We start from the raw sequence: 21,275 nt of genomic DNA on the forward strand, positions 1-21,275 counted from the left end.
TCGCCAAGGAAACCGCCAACCTCTCGCGCGCCCAGATCCTGCAGCAGGCAGGTACCGCGATGGTGGCGCAGGCCAACCAGCTGCCGCAGAGCGTGTTGACTCTGCTGCGCGGCTGATCGGCATGGACGACCGGACGGCATCCCCGTCCGCTCTGGCGGCGAAGGCTCCGTGCCTTTGCCGCTTTTTGTCGTCTCATGCATTTTCGCCGTGCGCGGGTTTGCCGATGCCATGCCTGCGCGTGGCATCGGCAAACGCCGCACGCTGACAACGTTTCGGGAGAAGACACATGGCAATCTCATCCATCGGCCTCGGCAGCGGACTGGACGTCAAGTCGATCGTCAGCCAGCTCGTGGCGATCGAAAAGCAGCCGCTGACCAAGTTGCAGACGCAGGAAGCGTCCATCCAGAGCCAGATATCCACCTATTCGCAGATCAAGTCGCTGGTGTCCACCTTCGCGGACGCCGCCTCGGCGCTGACACGCGACAGCGGCTGGAACGCCATGTCGATCTCCTCCACCGACGCCGCCTCGGCCAACGCCACCGTCACCGGCATCGCCGCTGCCGGCAGCTACAGCCTCGAGGTGTCCCAGCTCGCACAGGCGCAGACCAGCGTGTCGGGCGTGGCGGTGCCGGCCACCACGGTGTTCGGAGCGGGCACCCTGGCGATCAAGGTCGGCTCGAAAGACGCCGTCAACATCACCCTGACCGAAGGCGACAACACCACGCTGGCCGGCATCGCCAGCAAGATCAACGACGCGGGCGCCGGCGTGGTGGCGACGGTGGTGACCGACAGCACCGGCCAGCGCCTGATGCTGCGCGGCAGCACCACCGGCTCCGAGACGGCATTCACCGTATCCACCTCCAGCGGCTTCGCCACCGCGCCCGCAGGGGCGCTGGGCTTCACCGCGACCCAGAATGCGCAGGACACCAAGGCCAAGCTCAACGGTCTCGACATCACATCGGCCACCCGCGATTTCGCGGACGTCGTCTCGGGGCTGAAGTTCACCGCGTCGAAAGTGACGACCGCGACCGGTCCGGTGGGCATCACGGTCGCGTCGGACACGGCCACCACCAAGAAGAACATCCAGACCTTCGTGGACGCCTACAACGCGATCAACGACCTGGTGTCGTCGTCGACGAAGTACGACGTCGACAGCAAGACCGCCGGTCTGCTGCAGGGCGACGCCACCGCCCTGAACCTGCAGAACATGTTGCGCAATGTCATCGGGTCGAGCACCGCGGGCGGCGCTTTCGCTACGCTGTCGGACATCGGCATCGCCGTGCAGCGCGGTGGCACGCTGAAGGTGGACTCGGCCAAGCTCGACAAGTCCCTGGCGGCCGACGCGGCCGGGGTCAAAAACCTGTTCGCCAACGCCTCCGCCGACGAAAGCGCGAAAGGCCTGGCGGTCCGACTGAAGGCGCTGACCACGCAGATGCTGGCCTTCGACGGTACCTTCAACTCGAAGACCGATGCGCTCACCTCGGCCGACAAGCGCAACGGTGTCGAGCAGAGCAAGGTCAACGCACGTGCAGCGGCCCTGGAGAAGCGCTTGAACGCCCAGTACAGCGCGCTCGACACGCAGATGGCCTCGCTCACCTCGCTCAACAGCTACATCGCGCAGCAGGTGACCAACTGGAACAAGAGCAGCTGATCCGCTCCGAATAATCTCGACAAAACCTCTATTTTTCCGCGCAGCGACCGATAACTAAATCAAGAGACCCAGCACAGGAAACACACCATGTTTACCCCCGCAAGCGCCCGCGCAGCCTCCACCTACCGCCAAGCCAGCATCGACAGCTCCACCCCGCACCAGCTGGTGAACCTGCTCATCGACGGCCTGCTGCAATCGGTCCGTATGGCCCGTGCCAGCCTCCAGCGCGGCGACCTGCCGGCCAAGTGCGAGCAGATCGCCCGGGCGGTCCGCTTGATCGAAGAAGGCCTGCGCATGGGCCTCGATCACGAGCAGGGCGGCGACATCGCGGCCAACCTGCGCCGCCTCTACGACTACAGCGTTCGCCGCCTGACGGTGGCCAACTTCCGCAACGACGACGCCGTGATGGCCGAAGTGCAATCCCTGTTCGAGACCCTGGCCGAAGGCTGGCGCGGTATCGCAGGCACTCCGGCGACGGCCCTTCCCCGACTGTCCGCCCAACAGGGAGCCTGAGATGCCCGGAATGCTCATCGACTACTACAAGGCCATCGAGAACAGCAGCCGCAAGATGCTCGACGCCGCCAAGGCCCGCGACTGGGAGGAAGTGGTTCGCTACGAAGGCGCCTGCGCCGTGCTGATCGAACAGCTCCGCTTTCGCGCCCAGGACGAGGAACTGCTCCCCGAGCATCGCTCCGAAAAGGTCCGCATCATGCAGCGCATCCTGCGTAACGACGCCGAGATTCGCTGCTTGGCCGAACCCTGGCTCGCCCAGTTCGACCGCCTGGTCGCCGGCCAGCCGCAGATGGTCCACTGACCCTTGTTGCTCCAAGCCAAAAGGGCGCTGGTACCACCAGCGCCCTTTTGCATTGCATTCGAACGAAATACTGCTCCAGCCGGCGCTGCGAGACGACCAATAGCTATAAAAATGAGAGCAATAGGTCGATGACGGGTACGAAGCGCCCAGGAGCGCGCGTGACACGCCACGCTACGCCCAGCCACCGTCTGCATCCAAGTCCAGGCTCAGCGCCGTTGCGCGCACTTCGCATCAAGCGAAGAAAGCCAGTGCCGATTCAGCCTCCAGCCGGCACCAGTCGCCGACCACGCGCTATGAAAAAAGCAGCGCACCGGCCTTCCCCAGAATGCCGAGGATCCGGCTCCGCCGGTCCGCCGGCATTGCCCCCTGCAAGGGGGTGGCGAACTACACGCCGCGGCAGCGGCGTGAGAAGCCTGGAGGTGTGCTAGACCTGCATGTTCATGATGTCGGTATACGCCTGCACCATCCGGTTGCGCACATGCAGCGTGGCCTGGAAGCCGATCTGCGCCTTCTGGATCGCCACCATCGTCTGCTCCAGGCTGACGTTGGGGTTCTCCATCTGCACTTCTCGCTGCATGCTGCTCGACTCGTTCTGGGCGGCGCTCACCGACTGCAGCGCGCCGCGCAGGGCGCCTCCGAAGCCACCGCCCTCGGCTCCTTCCACGCCCTGGCGCGCCTGGGTGGCCGCCGCGCGGGCGGCAGCCACGGCAGGGCTGGCGATGGGAAGGGAGGCAGAGGCGATGCGCAGGTCCATGGGAAGTCCTCGTTCATTTCGGGATGTAAGCGATCCTAAAGTTTCGCGCTGCGTTGCCGAGTTGGAATAGCGGGGCGAAACCGCGCCTTATCCCGGCAACGGCGGCGGGCCCGGGCCGAATAATCCGTGACGTCCAGAACGCGATTCCCGCGTCTGGTCCACCGGAAAGCCCGCATGTCCGCCGTCGCCGAACTCCCTGCCGCTCCCCTCGTGCCCACCGCCCCGGCGTGGTCGCAGAAGCTCGCCGCTCTCGACCGGGGCCAGCGCATGCGGCTGGGCCTGGGCGTGGCGCTGCTGGTGGTGGTGGCGATCGTCGGGATGGTGATGGGGCGGCAGGCCGAGTGGCGGGTGCTGTTCTCCAACCTGGCCGACAAGGACGGAGGCGCGATCGTGGCCCAGCTCACCACGATGAACGTGCCCTACAAGTATTCCGAGGGCGGCGGCGCCATCCTGGTGCCGGCCGACCGGGTGCACGACCTGCGCCTGCGCCTCGCCTCGCAAGGCCTGCCCAAGGGCTCGGTCGCCGGCTACGAGCTGATGGAGGGCAACCGCTTCGGCATGACCCAGTTCCAGGAGCGCCTGACCTTCCAGCGCGGGCTCGAAGGCGAGCTGACGCGCTCGATCCAGGCACTCTCGTCGGTGCAGAGCGCCCGGGTGCACTTGGCGCTGCCCAACCAGAACGGCTTTTTCCGCGAGCAGCAGAAGCCCTCTGCCTCGGTGCTGATCACCCTCAACGCGGGCCGGGTGCTCGACCGCGCGCAGATCGCTGGCATCGTGCACCTGGTCGCCTCCAGCGTGCCCGAGATGTCGCCCACCGCGGTCAGCGTGCTGGACGACACCGGCAAGCTGCTCTCCAACCCGCCCGACGGCTCGGCCGGTGCGGGCGCCGGCGGTGGCGACGCCCAGCAGCTGCAGTACGTGCAGCAGCTCGAAGCCCTCTACAGCCGCCGCATCCTGGACATCCTGGAGCCGGTGGTGGGCCGCAGCAACGTCAAGGCCCAGGTCACGGCCGACATCGATTTCTCGCAGACCGAATCCACCTCGGAGCAGCACCGCCCCAACCAGGCGACCGAAGCCGGCGCGATCCGCAGTCAGCAGGTGGTCGAGAGCACCGGCGCCGGCGCCACGCCGCCCGGCGGCGTTCCCGGTGCCACCACCAACCAGCCCCCTGCGCAGCCGGCCGCGCCGATCAACGGGCAGGCCCAGGCCCTGACGCCCGGAGCGCCCGCCACCGCCGCCGCGGGCGGCGACCGCAAGCGCGAGTCGATCACCAACTACGAAGTCGACAAGACGGTCAAGACGGTGCGCGGCGGCAGCGGCGCGGTGCGCCGGCTCAGCGCGGCGGTGGTCGTCAACTACCAGCCGTTGCCGGTCGCGCCGGGTGCCGCCGCCAAGCCGGGCTCCCAGGCGCTCAGCGCCCAGCAGATCGAGCAGATGACCGCCCTGGTGCGCGAGACCATCGGCTTCAACAAGGAGCGCGGCGACTCGGTCAACCTGATGAACACGCCGTTCCTGGTGGAAGCCTCCGACACCTCCGAGCTGCCGCTCTGGAAGCAGCCCCAGGTGCTGGAGCTGGTGCGCAGCATGGCCTGGCCGGTGGGCACACTGGTGCTGGCGATGGTGGTGCTGATGGGCTTCGTGCGGCCGGCGCTGAAGGCCGTCGGCCGGCCGCTGCCGGCACCTGCCACGGCGCAGCCGCAACTGCGCGCCGTGGTCGAGGACACGCCGCCGCGCGCCGCCCTGCCGCCACCCGAGTCGTCGGTCGCCACCCTGCAGCCGGCCACGATCGAGCAGGTGCGGCTGGAGGATGCGCGGCAGCTGGCCAAGAGCAATCCGATCGCGGTCGCGAACATCGTCAAGGGTTGGGTCAGTGGCGATGTGCCTAACTAGCGCTCTCCCCCAGGCTGCGCGCTGCGCGTCTTCGCCAACCCCCTCGCCGGGGGCGGCACCGGTGGACCGGCGGAGCCGGATCCACGGTGCCCCTGGTAGGGAAGGCGCGGCCGCCGCGTGCATCATGGCGCCTGTGGCGACTGCGAAGGACGAATGATGGACGACCAGGGACTCAACGACGCGGCGATTCTGCTGATGTCGCTCGGCGAGGAGGAGGCGGCCGAGGTGTTCAAGCACCTCTCGCCGAAAGAGGTGCAGAAGCTGGGCGAGACGATCGCCCGGATGCGCAACGTCTCGCGCGACCGGGTCGACGAGGTGGTCAACAAGTTCACCGACGCCGCGGCCCAGCAGAGCCTGCTGGTGTCCGACACCGGCGATTACGTGCGGAGTGTGCTCAAGCGCGCCCTGGGCGACGACAAGGCCGCGCTGCTGATCGACCGGATCCTGCAGGGCGGCGACGTTTCGGGCATCGAAAGCCTGAAGTGGATGGACCCGATGTCGGTGGCCGAGCTGCTGCGCAACGAGCATCCGCAGATCATCGCGGCCATCCTGGTGCACCTGGATTTCGAGCAGGCGGCCGGCGTGCTGGTGCATCTGACCGAGCGCCAGCGCGGCGAGGTGATGCTGCGCATCGCGACGCTGGAGGGCATCCAGCCCACCGCGCTGAAGGATTTGAACGAGGTACTGTTCAAAGTGCTTGCCGGCGGCGACAAGATCCGCAAGACCTCGCTCGGCGGCGTCAAGACCGCGGCCGAGATCGTCAATTTGCTGGGCACCGCGATCGAGGGTCCGCTGCTCGACGCGATCCGCGGCTACGACGCCGACCTGGCCCAGAAGATCATGGACAAGATGTTCGTCTTCGACGACGTCGGCAAGCTCGACGACAAGTCGGTCCAGCTGGTGCTGAAGGAAGTGGCCACCGAAACCCTGGTGGTGGCGCTCAAGGGCGCCTCGTCCGAACTGCGCGAGAAGTTCCTCGGCAACATGTCCAGCCGCGCCGCCGAGGCGATGCGCGAAGACCTCGAATCGCGCGGCCCGATGCGGCTGTCCGAGGTCGAGGCGCAGCAGAAGGAAATCCTGAAGGCGGTGCGCCGCTTGTCCGACGAAGGCCAGATCGTGCTGGGAGGCGGCAGCGATGACAGCTTCGTCTAGCGGCAACCGGTATGCCCGCTTCATCCCCAGCGAGGAGATGGGGCGGCAGCGCGTCGCGCAGTGGCAGTTCGGCTCGGTCGACGAGACGGTACGCGCGGCCGAGCACGAGGCCGCCCGGGTGCAGGCCCTGCAGGACGAGGCCAACAGCCCCGCCGTGCAGGAGCAGTTGCAGCAGATGCGCGACGCCGCCCATGCCGAGGGCTACGCCACCGGCCACGCCGACGCCACCCGCGAGGCCAACGCCCGGCTCGACGACTACGTCAACGGCCAGGGCCGCACCGCCGCCGAGCAGCTGGCATCGGCCGTGGCCGCCGCCCAGCAGGGCCTGGACGCGTCGCAGCAGCGCATCGCCGACAGCGTGCTGGAGATCGCCTGCGCCCTGGCCCGCCAGGTGCTGCGCCGCGAGCTGGCCGCCGATCCGCACGCGCTGCAGCCGGTGATCCGCGAGGCGCTGGGTATCCTGTCGGCCGACGGCCGACCCTCGGTGGTGCGGCTCCATCCGCAGGACCTGGAGCTGCTGCGCGCACCGCTGCAGGAAGAATTCGCCGGCGTGCTGTGCGCCTGGATGGGCGACGCCACGCTGGCCCCGGGCGATTGCCTGGTCGAATCCGCCGGCACCGTGATCGACGGCCGGCTGGCGGCGCGCTGGAAGGGCGCCGTCGCCACCCTCGGCCTGGACGTGCCGTGGGAAGCAGGGGAGGGCGACGGCATGCCGCCCGCCGACGATGCGCCGGCCGCCGCCGCGCCGCAGGACACGGACTGACCCGATGCACGCCCTCGACGCATCCCCCCTCGCCGCCGACGCCGCCGCGGACGTGGCCGACCACTGGTCCCGCTTCGCCGCCGCTGCCACGGCCCGCGCCACGGCCCCGCTGCCGCTGGCCAGCCGCGGCACGCTCAGCCGGCTCACCGGGCTGGTGCTGGAGGCCTCCGGCATCCGGGTGCCGGTGGGTTCGCAGTGCCATGTCAGCATGCCCGGCCAGGCGCCGGTGCTGGCCGAGGTGGTGGGCTTCTCGAACGACAGGGCGTTTCTGATGCCGGCCGGCGACATCCAGGGACTGTCCAGCGGCGCCCGGGTGGAGCCCGCCCGCTCGCCGGCCCTGCCGCTGCGCTGGGGCCCCGAGACCGAGGCCGAAGCGCAGGCCGCCCGCCACGCCGGCAGCAGCGCCCTGCGCCTGCCGCTGGGCGACGGCCTGCTCGGCCGGGTGGTCGACGCCTGCGGCGTGCCGCTCGACCACCAAGGCCCGCTGGAGAACGCGCCGGCCCTGCCGCTGGAGCGCCGCCCGCTGAACGCGATGGAGCGCGACCCGGTGCGCCAGGTGCTCGACACCGGCGTGCGGGCGATCAACGCGCTGCTCACCGTCGGCCGCGGCCAACGCCTGGGCCTGTTCGCCGGCTCCGGCGTCGGCAAGAGTGTGCTGCTGGGCATGATGGCCCGCTACACCGAGGCCGATGTGATCGTCGTCGGCCTCATCGGCGAGCGGGGCCGCGAGGTCAAGGAATTCATCGAGGACATCCTGGGCGAGGACGGCCGGGCCCGCTCGGTGGTGGTGGCCGCGCCGGCCGATGCGCCACCGCTGCTGCGGATGCAGGGCGCCGCCTACGCCACCGCCGTCGCCGAGTATTTCCGCGACAAGGGCCAGCACGTGCTGCTGCTGATGGATTCGCTCACCCGCTACGCGATGGCGCAACGCGAGATCGCGCTGGCCATCGGCGAGCCGCCCGCCACCAAGGGCTATCCGCCCAGCTGCTTCGCCAAGCTGCCGGCACTGGTCGAGCGCAGCGGCAACGGCCTGCACGGCGTCGGCTCGATCACCGCCTTCTACACGGTGCTGAGCGAGGGCGACGACCAGCAGGACCCGATCGCCGACGCGGCCCGCGCCATCCTCGACGGCCACATCGTGCTGTCGCGGGCGCTGGCCGAGTCGGGCCACTACCCGGCGATCGACATCGAGCAGTCGGCATCTAGGGTGATGCACAACGTGGCCACGCCCCAGCATTTCGAATCGGCACGGCGCTTCCGGGCGGTGTATTCGCGCTACCAGAAGGGCAAGGACCTGATCCAGGTCGGCGCTTATGCCCAGGGCTCCGACCCGGCGCTCGACCAGGCGATCGCGCTGCAGCCGACGATGGTCGACTTTCTGCAGCAGGGCATGCACGAGGCGGCCTCCATGGAACAGTGCCAGGACGCCCTCGCGGCGGTGGTGGGATGAAGACCACCCCCAGGCTACACGCACTGCGTGTCGCATCGCCCACCCCCTCGCCGGGGGCGGCACCGGCAGTCCGGCACAGCCGGCCCTGCGGTGCCTCTGGTCCTGCTACGCCCGGGTGGGTTTCGTGGCATGGCACTCCATGCCTTTCGGAGGCGCGGCATGGCTAGTCCGATGCACGGCGGACTGCAGGTGGCCATCGACCTGGCCACGCGCCAGCGCGACCTGGCCGCGGCCGAGCTGTCGCAGGCCCGCAGCGCCGAACGCGGCGCGCAGGAGCAGCTCGACCAGCTGCAGATTTACGCCTCCGAGGCCGAAAGCCGCTGGACACTGCAGGCCCAGGTGCAGGCCTCGCCCGAACTGATGCAGCACCACTACCAGTTCATGGCCCGGCTCTACCAGACGGTGGAGATGCAGCGCGGCGTGATGGCGCAGCACGCACGCCAGATGAACGCCTGCGCGCTGCGGCTGCGCGACACCGAGCTGCGCCTGGGCAGCCTGCAGAAAGTGGTGGCGCGCAAGCACCTGGAGGCCGAGCGCCTGCAGGCCCGCCGCGACCAGAAGGACGTAGACGAATTCGCCGCGGTGCAGATGCGCCGGCTGGCGGCCACACCCGCATTTGGAGGAGAAGACTGATGGCCATCGAATCGAAACCCATCGCCGCGGCCCACGCGCGCCCCGTCCGCAACGAGGCCTCGCGTGCCGCCGGCGTGGATGCATCTCCGCCGGCCGACGCCTTCTCGTCCCTGCTGGGCGGCTTCGGTGCCGAAGAAGCGGTCGCCGAAGGCGACGCGGCGGCCGGCGACGGCACCGGCATCGCCGGGGCGTCCGGCACATCGCGCGGCCGGGGCAAGGGCGCGCTGGGCATCGCCGCCGCCGACGGCCTGCAGCCCGATGCGGCCGCCGTCGCCCTGTCTGCCGCGCAGTGGGCCGATGCCCGCCCGGCACCGCCACCGGCGGGCACCGGGGGCGATGCGGCCGCAGACACGGCTGGCGGCCCGGCAGGGGCGACCGGCATTGCGTTTCCTGCGGCGGTCGGCTCGACCGGCGCTGGCTCCCTTGTCGCTGCCGCCGGCACGACAGCGCCCGGCGTAGCGGCCGAAGCCGGGCGGGCAGCGATGGTGAAGGCCGACGTTTCTGCCGCCGCTGCCGCCGCCACCGCCGCCCACGCGGCGCTCGCCGCGACGGCCGTCGGTACCGGCGCGGCAGGCACGCCGCTGCAGAACCTGGACGCATCCTGGGCCGACGGCACGGCCGCCCGCCTGACAGCCACGGTCGCAGGTGCCGCCGCAGGCACCGGCACCGCGACAGACGGTGCAGCCGCCGCGGCCGGCAAGACGGCCGCCGGCCTGGCCGGCTTCACCAGCATTCTGGCGCAGATGCAGCACGCCTTCGCCCGCAACGGCGCGGCGCGGGACGCCGGCACCGCGGGCGGCGCCGATTCCGTCGGTGCGGTGGCGACCGGTACGGCGCCCGGTGCCGCCGGCCTGTCGGGCCTGGCCGCCAGGAGCGGCACCGGCAGCGTGGCCGCCGATGCACGCGACGCGCTGCGCACCGGCGCCGATCCTGCCCGCAGCTTATCCGCCGCCGACCTGCTGTCGCTGGCCCCCGCCGGCGCCGACACGCCGCGCGGCGGCCACGGCGGCGGCGACCGCCCGTCGGCCGGTGCGTCGGATGCCGCTCCCACCGCCGGCTTCGGCATTTCCGGCACCGGCGATGCGGCCGCCTGGCGCAGCGTGTCGGCGGCGGACGCCAGCGCCACCGCGGTGCAGGACGGCACGGCCCAGCTCTCGGCCGAAGACCGGCTGGCCGACCAGGTCAGCTACTGGGTCAACCAGAAGACGCAGAGTGCCGAGCTGACGCTCGACGCCTTCGGCGGCGTGCCGGTGGAGGTGCGCATCTCGCTGACCGGCTCCGACGCCCAGGTCTCTTTCCGCAGCGATCAGGCCGACGCCCGGGCGCTGCTGGGCGGTGCCGAGGCCGACCTGCGCGAGATGCTGCAGAAGGAAGGCCTGAACCTGACCGGTCTGAGCATCGGCGGCTCGGAGGCGCGGGGCGCCACGCAGTCCGGCAACGGCGGCAACGGGAGCGGAAATGGCAATGGGCGCGACGGCGGCCGGGACGGCCCTGGCGCTCGGCCGGGTGGGGTCGCTGGGGTCGACGGCGTGGCGTCAGGCGGCACGGCGCGGGCTCCGGCCGGCGCGGTGGCGGGCCGGGGCCTCGACCTGTTCGTGTAGGGCGCGCGCAACGCTTTGCAGCGGCCCTCGCTCGGGGCGACCAGCCGCGGCGCAGGGTGGCGGGCGGCCGAATCGCGGGCCGCGCGGGGGGCGGTGACGGGTGAAAGCCCTGTTTTCCATCCCTGTTCGCCCGACCGACGGGCTCTCCAGGGCGAATAATCGCGTCATCTGCAGAAAATCCGGGCGCCGCGCGTCCGGGTGACCCGCAGCCACCCGATCCGATCCGAGGAAGGCCCCACGTGTCCAAAGCCGCCGCCACTGCCACCGATGCCGCCGCACCGGTGAAGAAGTCCAAGAAGAAACTGGTCCTGGCCCTGCTGGTACTGGTCGTCTTGCTGGGCGCGGGCGGCGCGGGTGCCTGGTGGTTCACCCACCGCGCCGCGGCTGCGGCCGAGGCCGACGAAGAGGACGGCACCCCCGCCGCCGAGGCGCACCACGACGCGCCGGCCGCCAAGCCCGGGACGCCGCCCACCTTCCTGCCGGTCGACAACATGGTGGTCAACCTGGTCGACCCGGGCGGCGACCGCTTCGCGCAGATCGGCGTGACCTTCGAGGTGGCCGACGCCAAGGTCGCCGACCAGTTGAAGCTCTACATGCCCTCGATCCGCAGCGCGATGCTGATGCTTGTCTCGCAGCGTACGGCGGCCGAGCTGCTGCAGCGCGACGGCAAGGAAAAGCTGGCCGCCGACATCATGGCCGAGGCCGGCAAGCCGCTGGGCTATGTGCCGCCCGACGAGGAGGAGGGCGACGCCTCCAAGGCCAAGTCCGCCAAGAAGAAGAAAAAGACCAAGTCGGCGCCCAACCCGGTGCGCGGCGTGCTCTTCTCCAGCTTCATCATCCAATGATCAAGCCCACCCCCAGGCTTGCCCACTGCGTGTGGCCGCCCACCCCCTGCGAGGGGGCGGCACCGGTGGGCCGGCGGAGCCGGACCCACGGTGCCACTGAAAGCTGCGTGACGGAGTCAACGACATGAGTGAAGCGTTTCTTTCGCAGGAAGAGGTCGACGCCCTTCTCGAAGGCGTCACCGGCGAGAGCCAGAAGATCGTCGAGGACGTACCCGAGGCGGGCTCGATCCGCAACTACGACATCTCGAGCCAGGAGCGGATCGTCCGCGGCCGGATGCCGACGATGGAAATCGTCAACGAGCGCTTCGCCCGCAACCTGCGCGTCGGTTTGTTCAACTTCATCCGCCGCAATCCCGAGGTGTCGGTGGGCACGGTGGCGGTGCAGCGCTACAGCGCCTTCCTGCGCGAGCTGGCGGTGCCGACCAACTTCAACATCGCGGCCATTCGCCCGCTGCGCGGCAGCGGCCTGATCGTTTGCGAGCCCTCGCTGGTGTTCGGCGTGATCGACACGCTCTACGGCGGCGTCGGCAAGTTCCAGACCCGGATCGAGGGCCGCGACTTCTCCGCCACCGAGCAGCGGGTGATCAACCGCCTGGTCGACGTGATCTGCGAGGAGTACAAGAAGGCCTGGAAGGGCATCTACCCGCTGGAGCTGGAGTACCAGCGCTCGGAGATGCAGCCTCAGTTCGCCAACATCGCCACGCCCAGCGAGATCGTGGTGTCGACCCAGTTCCAGCTGGAGATCGGCGACATCGCCGGGTCGATCCACCTGTGCATGCCCTACGCAACGCTGGAGCCGATCCGCGACGTGCTGTTCTCCTCCACCCAGGGCGATTCGATCGAGGTGGACCGCCGCTGGGTGAAACTGCTCTCGCGCGAGATCCAGGCGGCCGAGGTGGAGCTGGTCGCCCAGCTGGCCACGGCCGACGCCACGGTGGAGCAGCTGCTCGCGATGAAGCCGGGCGATTTCATCGAGCTGGACCGCCTCCCGCGGATCCAGGCCACGATCGGCGGGGTGCCGATGTTCGACTGCCAGTACGGCACCCACAACAACAAGTACGCCATCCGCATCGAGGAAAGCCTGCGGGGCCAAGACCTGAACTGGATTGGAGATAAGAATGTCAACTGACGAACCCAATGGTGGTGGTGGCGAGGACGACATGTCCGCCTGGGCCGAGGCCCTGGAAGAAGCCAAGACCGCGCCCGCGCGCGACGACGTCGAGCAGGGCGGCCCGCTCTTCGGCAACGTGCCTCAGGCCACGCCCACCGCCATGACCGACGCGGCCCTGGGCGACATCAACCGGGTGCTCGACATCCCGGTGCAGCTCTCGGTGGAGCTGGGCCGCACCAAGGTGCCGATCAAGTACATCCTGCAGCTGGCCCAGGGCTCTGTCGTCGAGCTCGACGCCCTGGCCGGCGAACCGATGGACGTGCTGGTCAACGGCTACCTGATCGCCCAGGGCGAGGTGGTGGTGGTCAACGACAAGTTCGGCATCCGGCTGACCGACGTGGTCACGCCGTCCGAGCGGCTGCGCCGGGTCAGCAAGGGATGATGACGCAGGCGCTCCTCTCGGTCGTCGCGTTCGTCGCGGTGCTGGCCCTGCTGCCCTGGGGCATCAAGTGGGTACAGCGCCGCGCGGCCGCGGGCGGCGTGGCGGGCACCGGCCATGCCACTTCGCGCATCGTCGCGGCGGTCGCCGTCGGCCCGCAGCAGCGGGTGATGACCATCGAGGTGGGGCCCGAATCGGCCCGCACCTGGATCGTGGTGGGCGTGACGCCGCAGGCGATCACCGCGCTGCACACCCTGCCGGCCCCCGATTTCGCCCAGGCCGCCGCTGCCGCCCGCCTGCAGCAATCGCAGGATTACAACGAACCCGGCCGCACCGGAGGTCCGCATGCCTGACGCGGTGCAGACCCGCCGGGCGCCTGCGGTACGCAACGTCCTGCGCTGGGCCGCGGCCGCCGCGCTGGTCGTGGCCCTGCCGCTGGCCTCGGCCCAGACGGCCACGCCCAACGGCCAGTTGCCGCTGCTGATCGGCAACGGCGCGGCCGGCACAAGTTTCTCGGTGCCGATCCAGACGCTGCTGTTCTTCACCGCGCTGTCGTTCCTGCCGGCGGTGCTGCTGATGATGACCTCGTTCACCCGGATCGTCATCGTGCTGTCGCTGCTGCGCCAGGCGCTCGGCACCCAGTCGGCGCCGCCCAACCAGATCGTGATCGGCCTGTCGCTGTTCCTGAGCTTCTTCGTCATGGGCCCGACGCTCGACCGGGTATATGCCGACGCCTACCAGCCCTACAGCGCCAACCAGATTTCGTTCGAGCAGGCGCTGGAGCGCGGCGAATCGCCGGTGCGCCAGTTCATGCTGAAGCAGACCCGCCAGTCCGACTTCGCCCTGTTCGCCCGGCTGGCCCGGCTGCCCGCCGGCACCACGGCCGAGACCGCGCCCTTCCGGGTGCTGGTGCCGGCCTTCGTCACCAGCGAGCTGAAGTCGGCCTTCCAGATCGGCTTCATGATCTTCATCCCGTTCCTGGTGATCGACATCGTCGTCGCCAGCATCCTGATGTCGCTCGGGATGATGATGCTGTCGCCGGTGCTGGTGGCGCTGCCGTTCAAGCTCATGCTGTTCGTGCTGGCCGACGGCTGGAACCTGCTCATCGGCTCCCTCGCCGCAAGTTTTGTTCAGTAGGCATCCATGAACCCGCAATTCGTCCTCTCCACCGGCCAGGAAGCCCTGCTGCTGATGATCACGGTCTCGATGCCGATGCTGGCGACGGTGATGGTGGTGGGGCTGGTGGTCAGCATCTTCCAGGCGATCACGCAGATCAACGAATCGACGCTCTCCTTCGTGCCCAAGCTGATCGCCGCGATGGTAGTCTTCGCCGTCGCCGGGCCGTGGATGCTGGCGACGCTGGTCGACTACCTGCGCCGCACGATCGAGTCGATTCCGACCCTCGCGGCATGACCCGCCGTCCCGGGTCGCGACCGTGATCTCGGTCACCGAGGCGCAACTCGCCGCCTGGCTGTCGCCGATCCTCTGGCCCTTCCTGCGGGTGATGGCGCTGTTCAGCGTGGCGCCGGTGTTCTCGCTGCGGTCGATCCCGATGCGCGCCAAGATCGGCCTGGCGTTCCTGGTGTCGCTGGCGGCGCAGGCCAGCCTGGTGGGGCAGCCGGTGATCAGCATCAACGGGCCCGGCGCGCTGGGCGCGGTGGTGCAACAAGTGGGCGTGGGCTTGGCGATCGGCTTCGCGGTGCGGCTGGTGTTCGCCGCGGTGGAGCTGGCCGGCGAGCTGATCGGCCTGCAGATGGGCCTGAACTTCGCCGCCTTCTTCGACCCCAGCACCAGCACCCAGGTGAGCGCCGTCTCGCGCTTCCTGGGCCACATGTCGATCCTGCTGTTCGTGGTGATCAACGGCCACCTGACGCTGCTGATGGCGGTGATCCGCAGCTTCGACGCATTCCCCGCGGACGGCAGCTTTCTCGACGTGTTAGCCACCACCCGGCTGCACCTGCTGGGCACCGAACTCTTCGCCAGCGCCCTGTGGATCGCGCTGCCGCTGATCGGGCTGATGCTCTTCGTCAATTTGGTGCTGGGCGTGATCTCGCGGGTCGCACCGCAGATGAACATCTACGCGATCGGGTTTCCGGTGACGCTGACCATGGGCATGGTGGGCATCGCCGCGACGCTGCCGATGCTCGACCAGCCGGTGATGGCGCTGATGCAGAAGGTGATCGACCTCTTCGCCAGATGAAGCCCACCCCCAGGCTGCGCGCTTCGCGTCTTCGCCACCCCCTGCGAGGGGGCACGACCGGTGGACCGGCGGAGCCGGATCCACGGTCGTTCTGAGGGGGCAGCGGGCTGCGCCGCTGCGCCGCTGCGCGTGCGGGCGCGCAGCGGCGTACTGCAAAAATGATAGCTGGTAGTCGGCGTGCAGGGCGGCTTCTCGCATCATTTATATTTGAAATGATTGCTGGGTGCCGACTGGGTGCTATTGTTTTTGGCTAAACCAATCCGTTGCGGATCGCGTACACCGTCAGTTCCGCATTGTTCGACAGGCCCAGCTTCTCCAGCACCCGGGTGCGGTAGACGCTGACGGTCTTCGGGCTGAGCATCAGCTCTTCGGCGATGTCGGAGAGGCGGCGGCCGGAGGCGATCTTGAGCAAGGTCTGGAGTTCGCGCTCCGAGAGGCTGGCGTGGGGCGAGTCGGCGATCGGCTTGGAGACGCTCTCGGCCAGCATCTGGGCGACTTCGGGGGTCAGGTACTTGCGGCCCTGGGCCACGACGCGCACCGCGGCGACCAGCTCTTCCGGCGCGCCGGCCTTGTTCATGTACCCGTAGGCGCCGGCGCGCAGGCAGCGGATCGCGTACTGGTCCTCGGGGTACATCGACACCACCAGCACGCGGATCTCGGAATCGGTTTCCTTGAGGGCGGCCAGCACCTCCAGGCCGCCGCGGCCGGGCATCGACAAATCGAGCAGCAGCACGTCGCAGGCGGCGGTGCGCATCGCCTCGCGCAGCTCGGCGTAGCTTCCGGCCTCGGCGGTGACGGTGATGTCGACGGCCTCGCAGAGCGTGTCGCGCACGCCGCGCCGCACCAGGGCATGGTCGTCGCACAGGATGACGCGGATCATGGCGCTGCTTCCCCTTCTTCTTCCTCGTCCGGGTCGGGCAGGGCGGCGGAACCGGCGGCTCCGGGCAGCGGCACCGACAGGACCAGCGCCGTACCCTGGCCGGGGGCCGAGCTGATGTCGAGCCAGCCGTCGACCGTCTTGGCCCGCTCCTGCAGGCCGCGCAGGCCGAAGGCCTTCGGCGTATCGCGGGCGCCGGCGGGCAGGCCGCGGCCATTGTCGGAGACTTCGAGGGTCAGCAGGCCGCCGCCGTCGGAGATGTCGATCGTCACCGCGGTGCACTGGGCGTACTTGGTGATGTTGGTCAGCGCCTCCTGCGCGGTGCGGTAGGCGACCAGTTCCACCTCGGCCGAGAGCGCCGGCTTCTTCAGCGGCGCGTGGACCTGAACCGCGATGCCGGTGCGCCGCTCGAATCCCTCCACCAGCCACTGGATCGCGGCGGTCAGCCCCTGGTCCAGGATGGGCGGGCGCAGGTTCATCATGATCCGCTGGCTGGCGCCGATCGCATGGCGCAGCATGTCGCCGGCCGCCTGGGCGTGGCGCTGCATGCCGTCTTCGGTGGCGTGGCGGGCGATCCAGGCAAGGTCGAACTTGACGGCGGTCAGCGCGCCGCCGATGTCGTCGTGGATCTCGCGGGCGATCGCGGCGCGTTCCTGCTCGATGCTGGTCTGCAGGTGCTCGGTCAGCTCGGCCAGGCGACGCTCGGAGGCGGCCAGATCGCGCACCGCGTCCTCCCGGGCGAGGCGGGCGTGCCGCACCTCGATCGACCGGGCGATCACGTGCGGCAGCTTGGCCATGTCGTCCTTTAGCAGGTAGTCGCTGATGCCGCGCCGGATCGCATCGACCGCCGCCGCCTCGCCGATCGCGCCCGACAGCAGCACGAAGGGCGGCAGGGCCGCAGCGCCCCGGGCGGAGACCGCCTCCCAGGCATCGACGGCGGTGAAGCCCGGCAGCCGGTAGTCGGCCACCACCGCGTCGAAGCCGCCGGCGTCCAGGGCCGACCGCAGCGCATCGAGTGTTTCCACCCGGCACATCTCGAATGGCGCACCGGACCGTTGTAGGGTATGGCGCACCAGCGCGTGGTCGGTGTCGGAGTCTTCCAGGTGGAGAATCCTCAGCATGGGGGAGTCGGAGGAGGCGTAGGGCTGCATGCGGGCCCCATCATAGGCGCCGACCCGCGCGGCGCGAAGGCGGCCCGGCCGCCTTCGCCGCACCGGGGCATGGCGAGGGTGTTGCAAATATGTGTGAAGTTTTCAGATTTTGTGCCGATATGTACAGGACCAAGGCCATATGCACCAGAATAGGCAGACAGGCCCCGGCCGCCGAGAGGCGTCCCCCGAACTGCAGGGATTGGCAGGGACGGAGAAACCATGCAACAGACGTTCGCACCCCACGACGGTCCAGCCGTTCAGCTGTCCCTGATGGTGGTGGCCGAGGTTCAGGACTCGCTGCTCGTGGTCATGCACGACCTGCAGCGCCTTGAGGGCCTGCTCGGCCATGCCGCGGATAACCTGATGGAACGCTTCGGCTCCGCCTCGCAGAGCTTGAGCGGTGTCGAGGGCGCGCCGCACGACGCGTTGGCGGTCGAGCGCGCGCGCTCGGCGTTGCGCCACGCGGTGACCGAGCTGCAGTTCCAGGACATGGCCTCCCAGCTGATCGCGCACACCACGCGGGTCCTGCAGGGATGCGCCTTCCGTCTCGCCTCCGAGGCCATGGGCCAGGAGGAGGGCGAGGAAGCGATGCCCGAGATCGTGCCCGAGCGCCCCAACCCGGTGACCCAGAGCGAGATGGACGCCGGGTCCATCGAACTCTTCTGAAGCGCGCGCCGCGCCTGTTCAGTCTCTCACCATCACGTTCTTTGCTGGAGCTCCCACATGTTGTCGATCCTCGCTGTTGATGATTCACCATCCATGCGAAAAATGGTTTCCTTCACCCTGACCAGCGCCGGCTACCACGTGGTGGAGGCGGTGGACGGGCAGGACGCTTTCGAGAAGGCCCAGACCGAGAAGATCGACCTGGTCCTGGCCGACCAGAACATGCCGCGCCTCGACGGCATCGGCCTGACCCGCATGCTGCGCGACACGCCCAAGTTCAAGACCACGCCGATCCTGATCCTCACAACCGAATCGAGCGACCAGATGAAGCAGGCCGGCCGCGCCGCCGGCGCCACCGGCTGGCTGGTCAAGCCCTTCGATCCGAACCGTCTGATCGAAGTCATCCAGAAGGTCACCCGCTGAGCGCGGTCCAACCGTTGTCCGTTTCCATGCCAATGAATTTCCAGGGGTCCAGCCATGTCTGATGTCCACCAAGAGAACGCGGGTGGCGCCGGGGCCGATTTCGACCTCAGCCAGTTCTACGAGATCTTCTTCGAGGAGGCCGGCGAGAACCTCGACCAGATGGAGCAGATGCTGCTCGACCTGGACCTGGTCGCCGCCGACGACGAGGAGCTGAACGGCATCTTCCGCTGCGCCCACTCGATCAAGGGCGGCGCCGCCACCTTCGGCTTCGCCGACGTGGCCGAGCTGACCCACCAGATGGAGTCGCTGCTCGACCGCCTGCGTCGCCACGAGCTGCAGCCGGTGCCGGCGATGGTCGACGTGCTGCTGGAGTCGGCCGATGCCTCGCGCAGCCTGCTGGCCCGCCACCAGGCCGGCGGCGCGGGCGAATCGCTCGACACCTCCGCACTGGTGCGCCGCATCGCGGCCCTGGCCGCCGGCGAAGTGCCGGCCGCCGCACCCGTGGCCGCCCCCGCACCGACTCCGGCACCTGCACCTGCACCTGCACCTGCACCTGCACCTGCACCTGCACCGGTCGCCGTCGCACCGGCCCCTGCTCCGGCTCCCGCCGCCGCGGCACCGGCGGCCGCCGCCGAGCCGGGCGGCACCCGCTCGCTCGAGATCCGGATCGGCCCGCTCGACAACCCCGGCCAGGCCGACACGCTGCGCGAGCTGTTCCGCGACATCCCCGGGCTGGGCACGATCGAGACGCTGCCCAGCGACAGCGCCGACACCCGCTTCTTCGCGGTCGAGACCACCTCGTCCGACGAGGACTTGCTCGACCTGTTCGTCTTCCACGTCGCCAAGGAGCAGGTGCGCATCTCCGCCCGCGGCGGCGCCGCCGCAGACCCGGCACCGGCCGCAGCACCCCCCGCCCAGGGCCCGCAAGACAACGACCCCGACCTGGTCGAGGCCGCGATCGCCGCCAAGGCGCCGTTCGGCTTCTTCCACGATGCGCCCGGCTCGCCGATCGCCTCCTACGGCCTGTTCGACGGCGCGCCCGGTACACCGGCGTCGGCGGGCGGCACCGCCAAGCCGGCGGACGGCCGCGCGCCGGCCGAGGCCGCCGGCCCCAAGCCTGGCGCCCAGGCGCAGCAGCTCGAAGCCACCACGATCCGTGTCGGTGTCAGCAAGGTCGACCAGCTGATCAACCTGGTCGGCGAGCTGGTCATCACCCAAGCGATGCTGGCGCAGAACAGCCAGGGGCTCGACCCGGCCGCCTACCAGCAGTTGCTGAGCGGCCTGGCCGACCTCGACCGCAACACCCGCGATCTGCAGGAATCGGTCATGTCGATCCGCATGATTCCGATGTCGACCGTGTTCAGCCGCTTCCCGCGGATGCTGCGCGACCTGGCCACCAAGCTGGGTAAGAAGGTCGACTTCGTCACCCAGGGCGAGGCGACAGAACTCGACAAGGGCCTGGTCGAGAAGATCACCGACCCGCTGACCCACCTGGTGCGCAACAGCTGCGACCACGGCATCGAGCCGCCCGAGCAGCGCCTGGCCGCCGGCAAGTCCGAAAACGGCACGATCACGCTGTCGGCCTCCCACCAGGGCGGCTCGATCGTGATCGAGGTGCGCGACGACGGCCGCGGCCTGAACCGCGACAAGATTTTGTCCAAGGCGCGCGAGCGCGGCATCGAGGTCTCCGACCAGATGACCGACGGCGACGTCTGGGGACTGATCTTCGCGCCCGGCTTCTCCACCGCCGACGTGGTCACCGACGTGTCGGGCCGCGGCGTCGGCATGGACGTGGTCAAGAAGAACATCACCGCCCTCGGCGGCTCGGTCGAGATCGACTCGGCCGAAGGCTACGGCATGAAGGTGTCGGTGCGGCTGCCGCTGACGCTGGCGATCATGGACGGCATGTCGGTGCGGGTGGCGGGCGAGGTCTACATCCTGCCGTTGGCCTCGGTCATCGAGTCGTTCCAGGTCGACGCGGCCGCGCTCAACACCATCGCCCAGGGCTCGCAGCTGGTGAAGGTGCGCGACGACTACATGCCGGTGGTGGCGCTGGAGAAGGTGTTCCAGATCCCGCGCGACCCGGACGACAAGGACGGCAACATCATGGTGGTGGTCGAGTCCGACGGCAGCCGCGTCTCGCTGCTGGTCGACGAACTGCTCGGCCAGCACCAGGTGGTGGTGAAGAACCTCGAATCCAACTATCGGCGCGTGCCCAACATCTCGGGCGCCACCATCCTCGGCGACGGCAAGGTCGCGCTGATCCTCGACACCAGCGGCCTGGTGCGCCGCGCGCGGCACTGAGCGCCGCACCCCGTAGTCCCCCGCATACCATTTCGAAAGCGAGAAACCCATGAGCAACGTCATCGGCAAGATCGGCGGCCAGGCCACCATCGGCGCCCGCGAATACCTGACCTTCCGCCTCGACCAGGAAGAGTACGGCATCGACATCCTGAAAGTGCAGGAAATCCGCGGCTACGAGCCGCCGACCCGCATCGCCAACGCGCCCGAGTTCATCAAGGGCGTTGTCAACCTGCGCGGCACGATCGTCCCGATCGTCGACATGCGGCTCAAGTTCAACTGCGCCAACGCCGACTACAACAGCTTCACCGTCGTCATCATCCTGAACCTGCGCAACCGCGTGGTCGGCATCGTGGTCGATTCGGTGAGCGACGTGCTCGAGCTGACGCCCGACAACATCAAGGCCGCGCCCGAAATCGAGAGCGTTGTCGACAACAACTGCATCCTGGGCCTGGGCTCGGTCGCAGAACGCATGCTGATCCTGCTCGACATCGAGAAACTGATGTCCAGCGTCGACATGGGCCTGGTACCGCCCGCCCTGGCCGCCTGAGCCTGCG

General features: G+C 69.3%; 24 protein-coding genes. 21 read left to right on the forward strand and 3 right to left on the reverse strand.

The features are described from left to right. The 4 genes from DFQ15_RS15755 to DFQ15_RS15770 form a co-directional block, all read left to right on the forward strand. Nucleotides 1-116, forward strand: a 116-nt coding sequence (locus DFQ15_RS15755; RefSeq protein ID WP_267896161.1) for a flagellin, incomplete at its 5' end; no start/stop codon positions are given. Nucleotides 117-286: 170 nt separating this feature from the next. Next, a complete protein-coding gene (fliD, locus tag DFQ15_RS15760; protein WP_110466894.1) occupies nucleotides 287-1,651 on the forward strand; it encodes a flagellar filament capping protein FliD in 1,365 nt (454 codons plus the stop codon). Nucleotides 1,652-1,738: 87 nt separating this feature from the next. Then, nucleotides 1,739-2,164, forward strand: a complete 426-nt coding sequence (gene fliS, locus DFQ15_RS15765; protein WP_110466895.1) for a flagellar export chaperone FliS — start codon at nucleotides 1,739-1,741, stop codon at nucleotides 2,162-2,164. Nucleotide 2,165: 1 nt separating this feature from the next. Beyond that, a complete protein-coding gene (locus tag DFQ15_RS15770; protein ID WP_110466896.1) occupies nucleotides 2,166-2,465 on the forward strand; it encodes a flagellar protein FliT in 300 nt (99 codons plus the stop codon). A gap of 424 nt (nucleotides 2,466-2,889) precedes the next feature. Here the strand turns inward: DFQ15_RS15770 and fliE are convergent, their stop codons facing one another. Further along, entirely contained in the window at nucleotides 2,890-3,219 is a 330-nt protein-coding gene (fliE, locus tag DFQ15_RS15775; protein ID WP_110466897.1) for a flagellar hook-basal body complex protein FliE, read from the reverse strand. A gap of 174 nt (nucleotides 3,220-3,393) precedes the next feature. Between fliE and fliF the strand changes: the two genes are divergently transcribed. The 13 genes from fliF (at nucleotide 3,394) to fliR (ending at nucleotide 15,303) form a co-directional block, all read left to right on the forward strand. Then, nucleotides 3,394-5,109 (forward strand): flagellar basal-body MS-ring/collar protein FliF, encoded by a 1,716-nt coding sequence (gene fliF / locus DFQ15_RS15780; protein ID WP_110466898.1) that lies wholly within the window; start codon nucleotides 3,394-3,396, stop codon nucleotides 5,107-5,109. A gap of 156 nt (nucleotides 5,110-5,265) precedes the next feature. Then, the gene (gene fliG, locus DFQ15_RS15785; RefSeq protein WP_110466915.1) at nucleotides 5,266-6,261 is read left to right on the forward strand and encodes a flagellar motor switch protein FliG; all 996 of its coding nucleotides are present in this window, start codon (nucleotides 5,266-5,268) and stop codon (nucleotides 6,259-6,261) included. Then, complete coding sequence (locus tag DFQ15_RS15790; protein WP_110466899.1) at nucleotides 6,245-7,024, forward strand: FliH/SctL family protein; 780 nt, start codon at nucleotides 6,245-6,247, stop codon at nucleotides 7,022-7,024. The genes fliG and DFQ15_RS15790 overlap by 17 nt, the downstream gene beginning before the upstream one ends. Before the next feature lie 4 nt (nucleotides 7,025-7,028). Further along, nucleotides 7,029-8,474, forward strand: coding sequence for a flagellar protein export ATPase FliI (fliI, locus tag DFQ15_RS15795; RefSeq protein WP_110466916.1), 1,446 nt, complete (start codon nucleotides 7,029-7,031; stop codon nucleotides 8,472-8,474). A gap of 159 nt (nucleotides 8,475-8,633) precedes the next feature. Continuing rightward, nucleotides 8,634-9,107 carry a flagellar export protein FliJ gene (gene fliJ, locus DFQ15_RS15800; protein WP_158529086.1) on the forward strand — a complete coding sequence of 158 codons (474 nt, stop codon included), beginning with the start codon at nucleotides 8,634-8,636 and terminating at the stop codon, nucleotides 9,105-9,107. Beyond that, entirely contained in the window at nucleotides 9,107-10,708 is a 1,602-nt protein-coding gene (locus tag DFQ15_RS15805) for a flagellar hook-length control protein FliK (protein WP_233504555.1), read from the forward strand. The genes fliJ and DFQ15_RS15805 overlap by 1 nt, the downstream gene beginning before the upstream one ends. Nucleotides 10,709-10,947: 239 nt before the next feature. Next, on the forward strand, nucleotides 10,948-11,553 hold the full coding sequence (locus DFQ15_RS15810) for a flagellar basal body-associated FliL family protein (RefSeq protein WP_110466901.1): 606 nt from the start codon (nucleotides 10,948-10,950) through the stop codon (nucleotides 11,551-11,553). A gap of 124 nt (nucleotides 11,554-11,677) precedes the next feature. Then, a complete protein-coding gene (gene fliM / locus DFQ15_RS15815; RefSeq protein WP_110466902.1) occupies nucleotides 11,678-12,682 on the forward strand; it encodes a flagellar motor switch protein FliM in 1,005 nt (334 codons plus the stop codon). Then, complete coding sequence (gene fliN, locus DFQ15_RS15820) at nucleotides 12,672-13,106, forward strand: flagellar motor switch protein FliN (RefSeq protein WP_110466903.1); 435 nt, start codon at nucleotides 12,672-12,674, stop codon at nucleotides 13,104-13,106. Before fliM ends, fliN begins: the two co-directional genes overlap by 11 nt. Then, nucleotides 13,106-13,456: a FliO/MopB family protein gene (locus tag DFQ15_RS15825; RefSeq protein ID WP_110466904.1), complete on the forward strand. Its 351-nt coding sequence runs from the start codon at nucleotides 13,106-13,108 to the stop codon at nucleotides 13,454-13,456. Before fliN ends, DFQ15_RS15825 begins: the two co-directional genes overlap by 1 nt. After that, nucleotides 13,449-14,240 (forward strand): flagellar type III secretion system pore protein FliP, encoded by a 792-nt coding sequence (fliP, locus tag DFQ15_RS15830; RefSeq protein ID WP_110466905.1) that lies wholly within the window; start codon nucleotides 13,449-13,451, stop codon nucleotides 14,238-14,240. Before DFQ15_RS15825 ends, fliP begins: the two co-directional genes overlap by 8 nt. A 6-nt stretch (nucleotides 14,241-14,246) precedes the next feature. Further along, the gene (fliQ, locus tag DFQ15_RS15835; protein ID WP_110466906.1) at nucleotides 14,247-14,516 is read left to right on the forward strand and encodes a flagellar biosynthesis protein FliQ; all 270 of its coding nucleotides are present in this window, start codon (nucleotides 14,247-14,249) and stop codon (nucleotides 14,514-14,516) included. 22 nt (nucleotides 14,517-14,538) lie between these two features. Continuing rightward, the gene (fliR, locus tag DFQ15_RS15840) at nucleotides 14,539-15,303 is read left to right on the forward strand and encodes a flagellar biosynthetic protein FliR (protein ID WP_110466907.1); all 765 of its coding nucleotides are present in this window, start codon (nucleotides 14,539-14,541) and stop codon (nucleotides 15,301-15,303) included. A 250-nt stretch (nucleotides 15,304-15,553) separates the two neighbouring features. Here fliR and DFQ15_RS15845 read toward each other — a convergent pair whose 3' ends face one another. Together DFQ15_RS15845 and DFQ15_RS15850 are read right to left on the reverse strand one after the other, a co-directional pair. Then, the gene (locus DFQ15_RS15845; RefSeq protein WP_055841495.1) at nucleotides 15,554-16,183 is read right to left on the reverse strand and encodes a response regulator; all 630 of its coding nucleotides are present in this window, start codon (nucleotides 16,181-16,183) and stop codon (nucleotides 15,554-15,556) included. After that, complete coding sequence (locus DFQ15_RS15850) at nucleotides 16,180-17,301, reverse strand: hybrid sensor histidine kinase/response regulator (RefSeq protein ID WP_374941036.1); 1,122 nt, start codon at nucleotides 17,299-17,301, stop codon at nucleotides 16,180-16,182. Before DFQ15_RS15850 ends, DFQ15_RS15845 begins: the two co-directional genes overlap by 4 nt. Before the next feature lie 249 nt (nucleotides 17,302-17,550). On the opposite strand from DFQ15_RS15850, the gene DFQ15_RS15855 reads away from it, so the two are divergent. Genes DFQ15_RS15855 through DFQ15_RS15870 form a run of 4 tightly spaced genes read left to right on the forward strand, consistent with a single transcriptional unit; the run spans nucleotide 17,551 to nucleotide 21,268 of the window. After that, nucleotides 17,551-17,997 carry a hypothetical protein gene (locus DFQ15_RS15855; protein ID WP_110466909.1) on the forward strand — a complete coding sequence of 149 codons (447 nt, stop codon included), beginning with the start codon at nucleotides 17,551-17,553 and terminating at the stop codon, nucleotides 17,995-17,997. Nucleotides 17,998-18,054: 57 nt separating this feature from the next. Further along, on the forward strand, nucleotides 18,055-18,417 hold the full coding sequence (locus DFQ15_RS15860) for a response regulator (RefSeq protein ID WP_055841488.1): 363 nt from the start codon (nucleotides 18,055-18,057) through the stop codon (nucleotides 18,415-18,417). 54 nt (nucleotides 18,418-18,471) lie between these two features. After that, the gene (locus tag DFQ15_RS15865; protein WP_110466910.1) at nucleotides 18,472-20,721 is read left to right on the forward strand and encodes a chemotaxis protein CheW; all 2,250 of its coding nucleotides are present in this window, start codon (nucleotides 18,472-18,474) and stop codon (nucleotides 20,719-20,721) included. 49 nt (nucleotides 20,722-20,770) lie between these two features. Continuing rightward, on the forward strand, nucleotides 20,771-21,268 hold the full coding sequence (locus tag DFQ15_RS15870; protein WP_055841481.1) for a chemotaxis protein CheW: 498 nt from the start codon (nucleotides 20,771-20,773) through the stop codon (nucleotides 21,266-21,268). Nucleotides 21,269-21,275: the final 7 nt, after the last annotated feature.

Source organism: Xylophilus ampelinus (genome assembly GCF_003217575.1).
GTDB classification, from domain to species: domain Bacteria; phylum Pseudomonadota; class Gammaproteobacteria; order Burkholderiales; family Burkholderiaceae_C; genus Xylophilus; species Xylophilus ampelinus.

Excerpts from the sequence above, each read along its gene's own strand:
- DFQ15_RS15870 (WP_055841481.1), top strand. The coding sequence starts at position 20,771 with ATGAGCAACGTCATCGGCAAGATCGGCGGCCAGGCCACCATCGGCGCC.
- fliP (WP_110466905.1), top strand. The coding sequence starts at position 13,449 with ATGCCTGACGCGGTGCAGACCCGCCGGGCGCCTGCGGTACGCAACGTC.
- DFQ15_RS15865 (WP_110466910.1), top strand. The coding sequence starts at position 18,472 with ATGTCTGATGTCCACCAAGAGAACGCGGGTGGCGCCGGGGCCGATTTC.
- fliM (WP_110466902.1), top strand. The coding sequence starts at position 11,678 with ATGAGTGAAGCGTTTCTTTCGCAGGAAGAGGTCGACGCCCTTCTCGAA.
- DFQ15_RS15845 (WP_055841495.1), bottom strand. The coding sequence starts at position 16,183 with ATGATCCGCGTCATCCTGTGCGACGACCATGCCCTGGTGCGGCGCGGC.
- fliI (WP_110466916.1), top strand. The coding sequence starts at position 7,029 with ATGCACGCCCTCGACGCATCCCCCCTCGCCGCCGACGCCGCCGCGGAC.
- DFQ15_RS15825 (WP_110466904.1), top strand. The coding sequence starts at position 13,106 with ATGACGCAGGCGCTCCTCTCGGTCGTCGCGTTCGTCGCGGTGCTGGCC.
- fliS (WP_110466895.1), top strand. The coding sequence starts at position 1,739 with ATGTTTACCCCCGCAAGCGCCCGCGCAGCCTCCACCTACCGCCAAGCC.
- DFQ15_RS15805 (WP_233504555.1), top strand. The coding sequence starts at position 9,107 with ATGGCCATCGAATCGAAACCCATCGCCGCGGCCCACGCGCGCCCCGTC.
- DFQ15_RS15790 (WP_110466899.1), top strand. The coding sequence starts at position 6,245 with ATGACAGCTTCGTCTAGCGGCAACCGGTATGCCCGCTTCATCCCCAGC.
- DFQ15_RS15855 (WP_110466909.1), top strand. The coding sequence starts at position 17,551 with ATGCAACAGACGTTCGCACCCCACGACGGTCCAGCCGTTCAGCTGTCC.
- DFQ15_RS15850 (WP_374941036.1), bottom strand. The coding sequence starts at position 17,301 with ATGCTGAGGATTCTCCACCTGGAAGACTCCGACACCGACCACGCGCTG.
- DFQ15_RS15860 (WP_055841488.1), top strand. The coding sequence starts at position 18,055 with ATGTTGTCGATCCTCGCTGTTGATGATTCACCATCCATGCGAAAAATG.
- fliG (WP_110466915.1), top strand. The coding sequence starts at position 5,266 with ATGGACGACCAGGGACTCAACGACGCGGCGATTCTGCTGATGTCGCTC.
- fliN (WP_110466903.1), top strand. The coding sequence starts at position 12,672 with ATGTCAACTGACGAACCCAATGGTGGTGGTGGCGAGGACGACATGTCC.
- fliE (WP_110466897.1), bottom strand. The coding sequence starts at position 3,219 with ATGGACCTGCGCATCGCCTCTGCCTCCCTTCCCATCGCCAGCCCTGCC.
- fliF (WP_110466898.1), top strand. The coding sequence starts at position 3,394 with ATGTCCGCCGTCGCCGAACTCCCTGCCGCTCCCCTCGTGCCCACCGCC.
- fliD (WP_110466894.1), top strand. The coding sequence starts at position 287 with ATGGCAATCTCATCCATCGGCCTCGGCAGCGGACTGGACGTCAAGTCG.
- DFQ15_RS15770 (WP_110466896.1), top strand. The coding sequence starts at position 2,166 with ATGCCCGGAATGCTCATCGACTACTACAAGGCCATCGAGAACAGCAGC.
- fliJ (WP_158529086.1), top strand. The coding sequence starts at position 8,634 with ATGGCTAGTCCGATGCACGGCGGACTGCAGGTGGCCATCGACCTGGCC.
- fliQ (WP_110466906.1), top strand. The coding sequence starts at position 14,247 with ATGAACCCGCAATTCGTCCTCTCCACCGGCCAGGAAGCCCTGCTGCTG.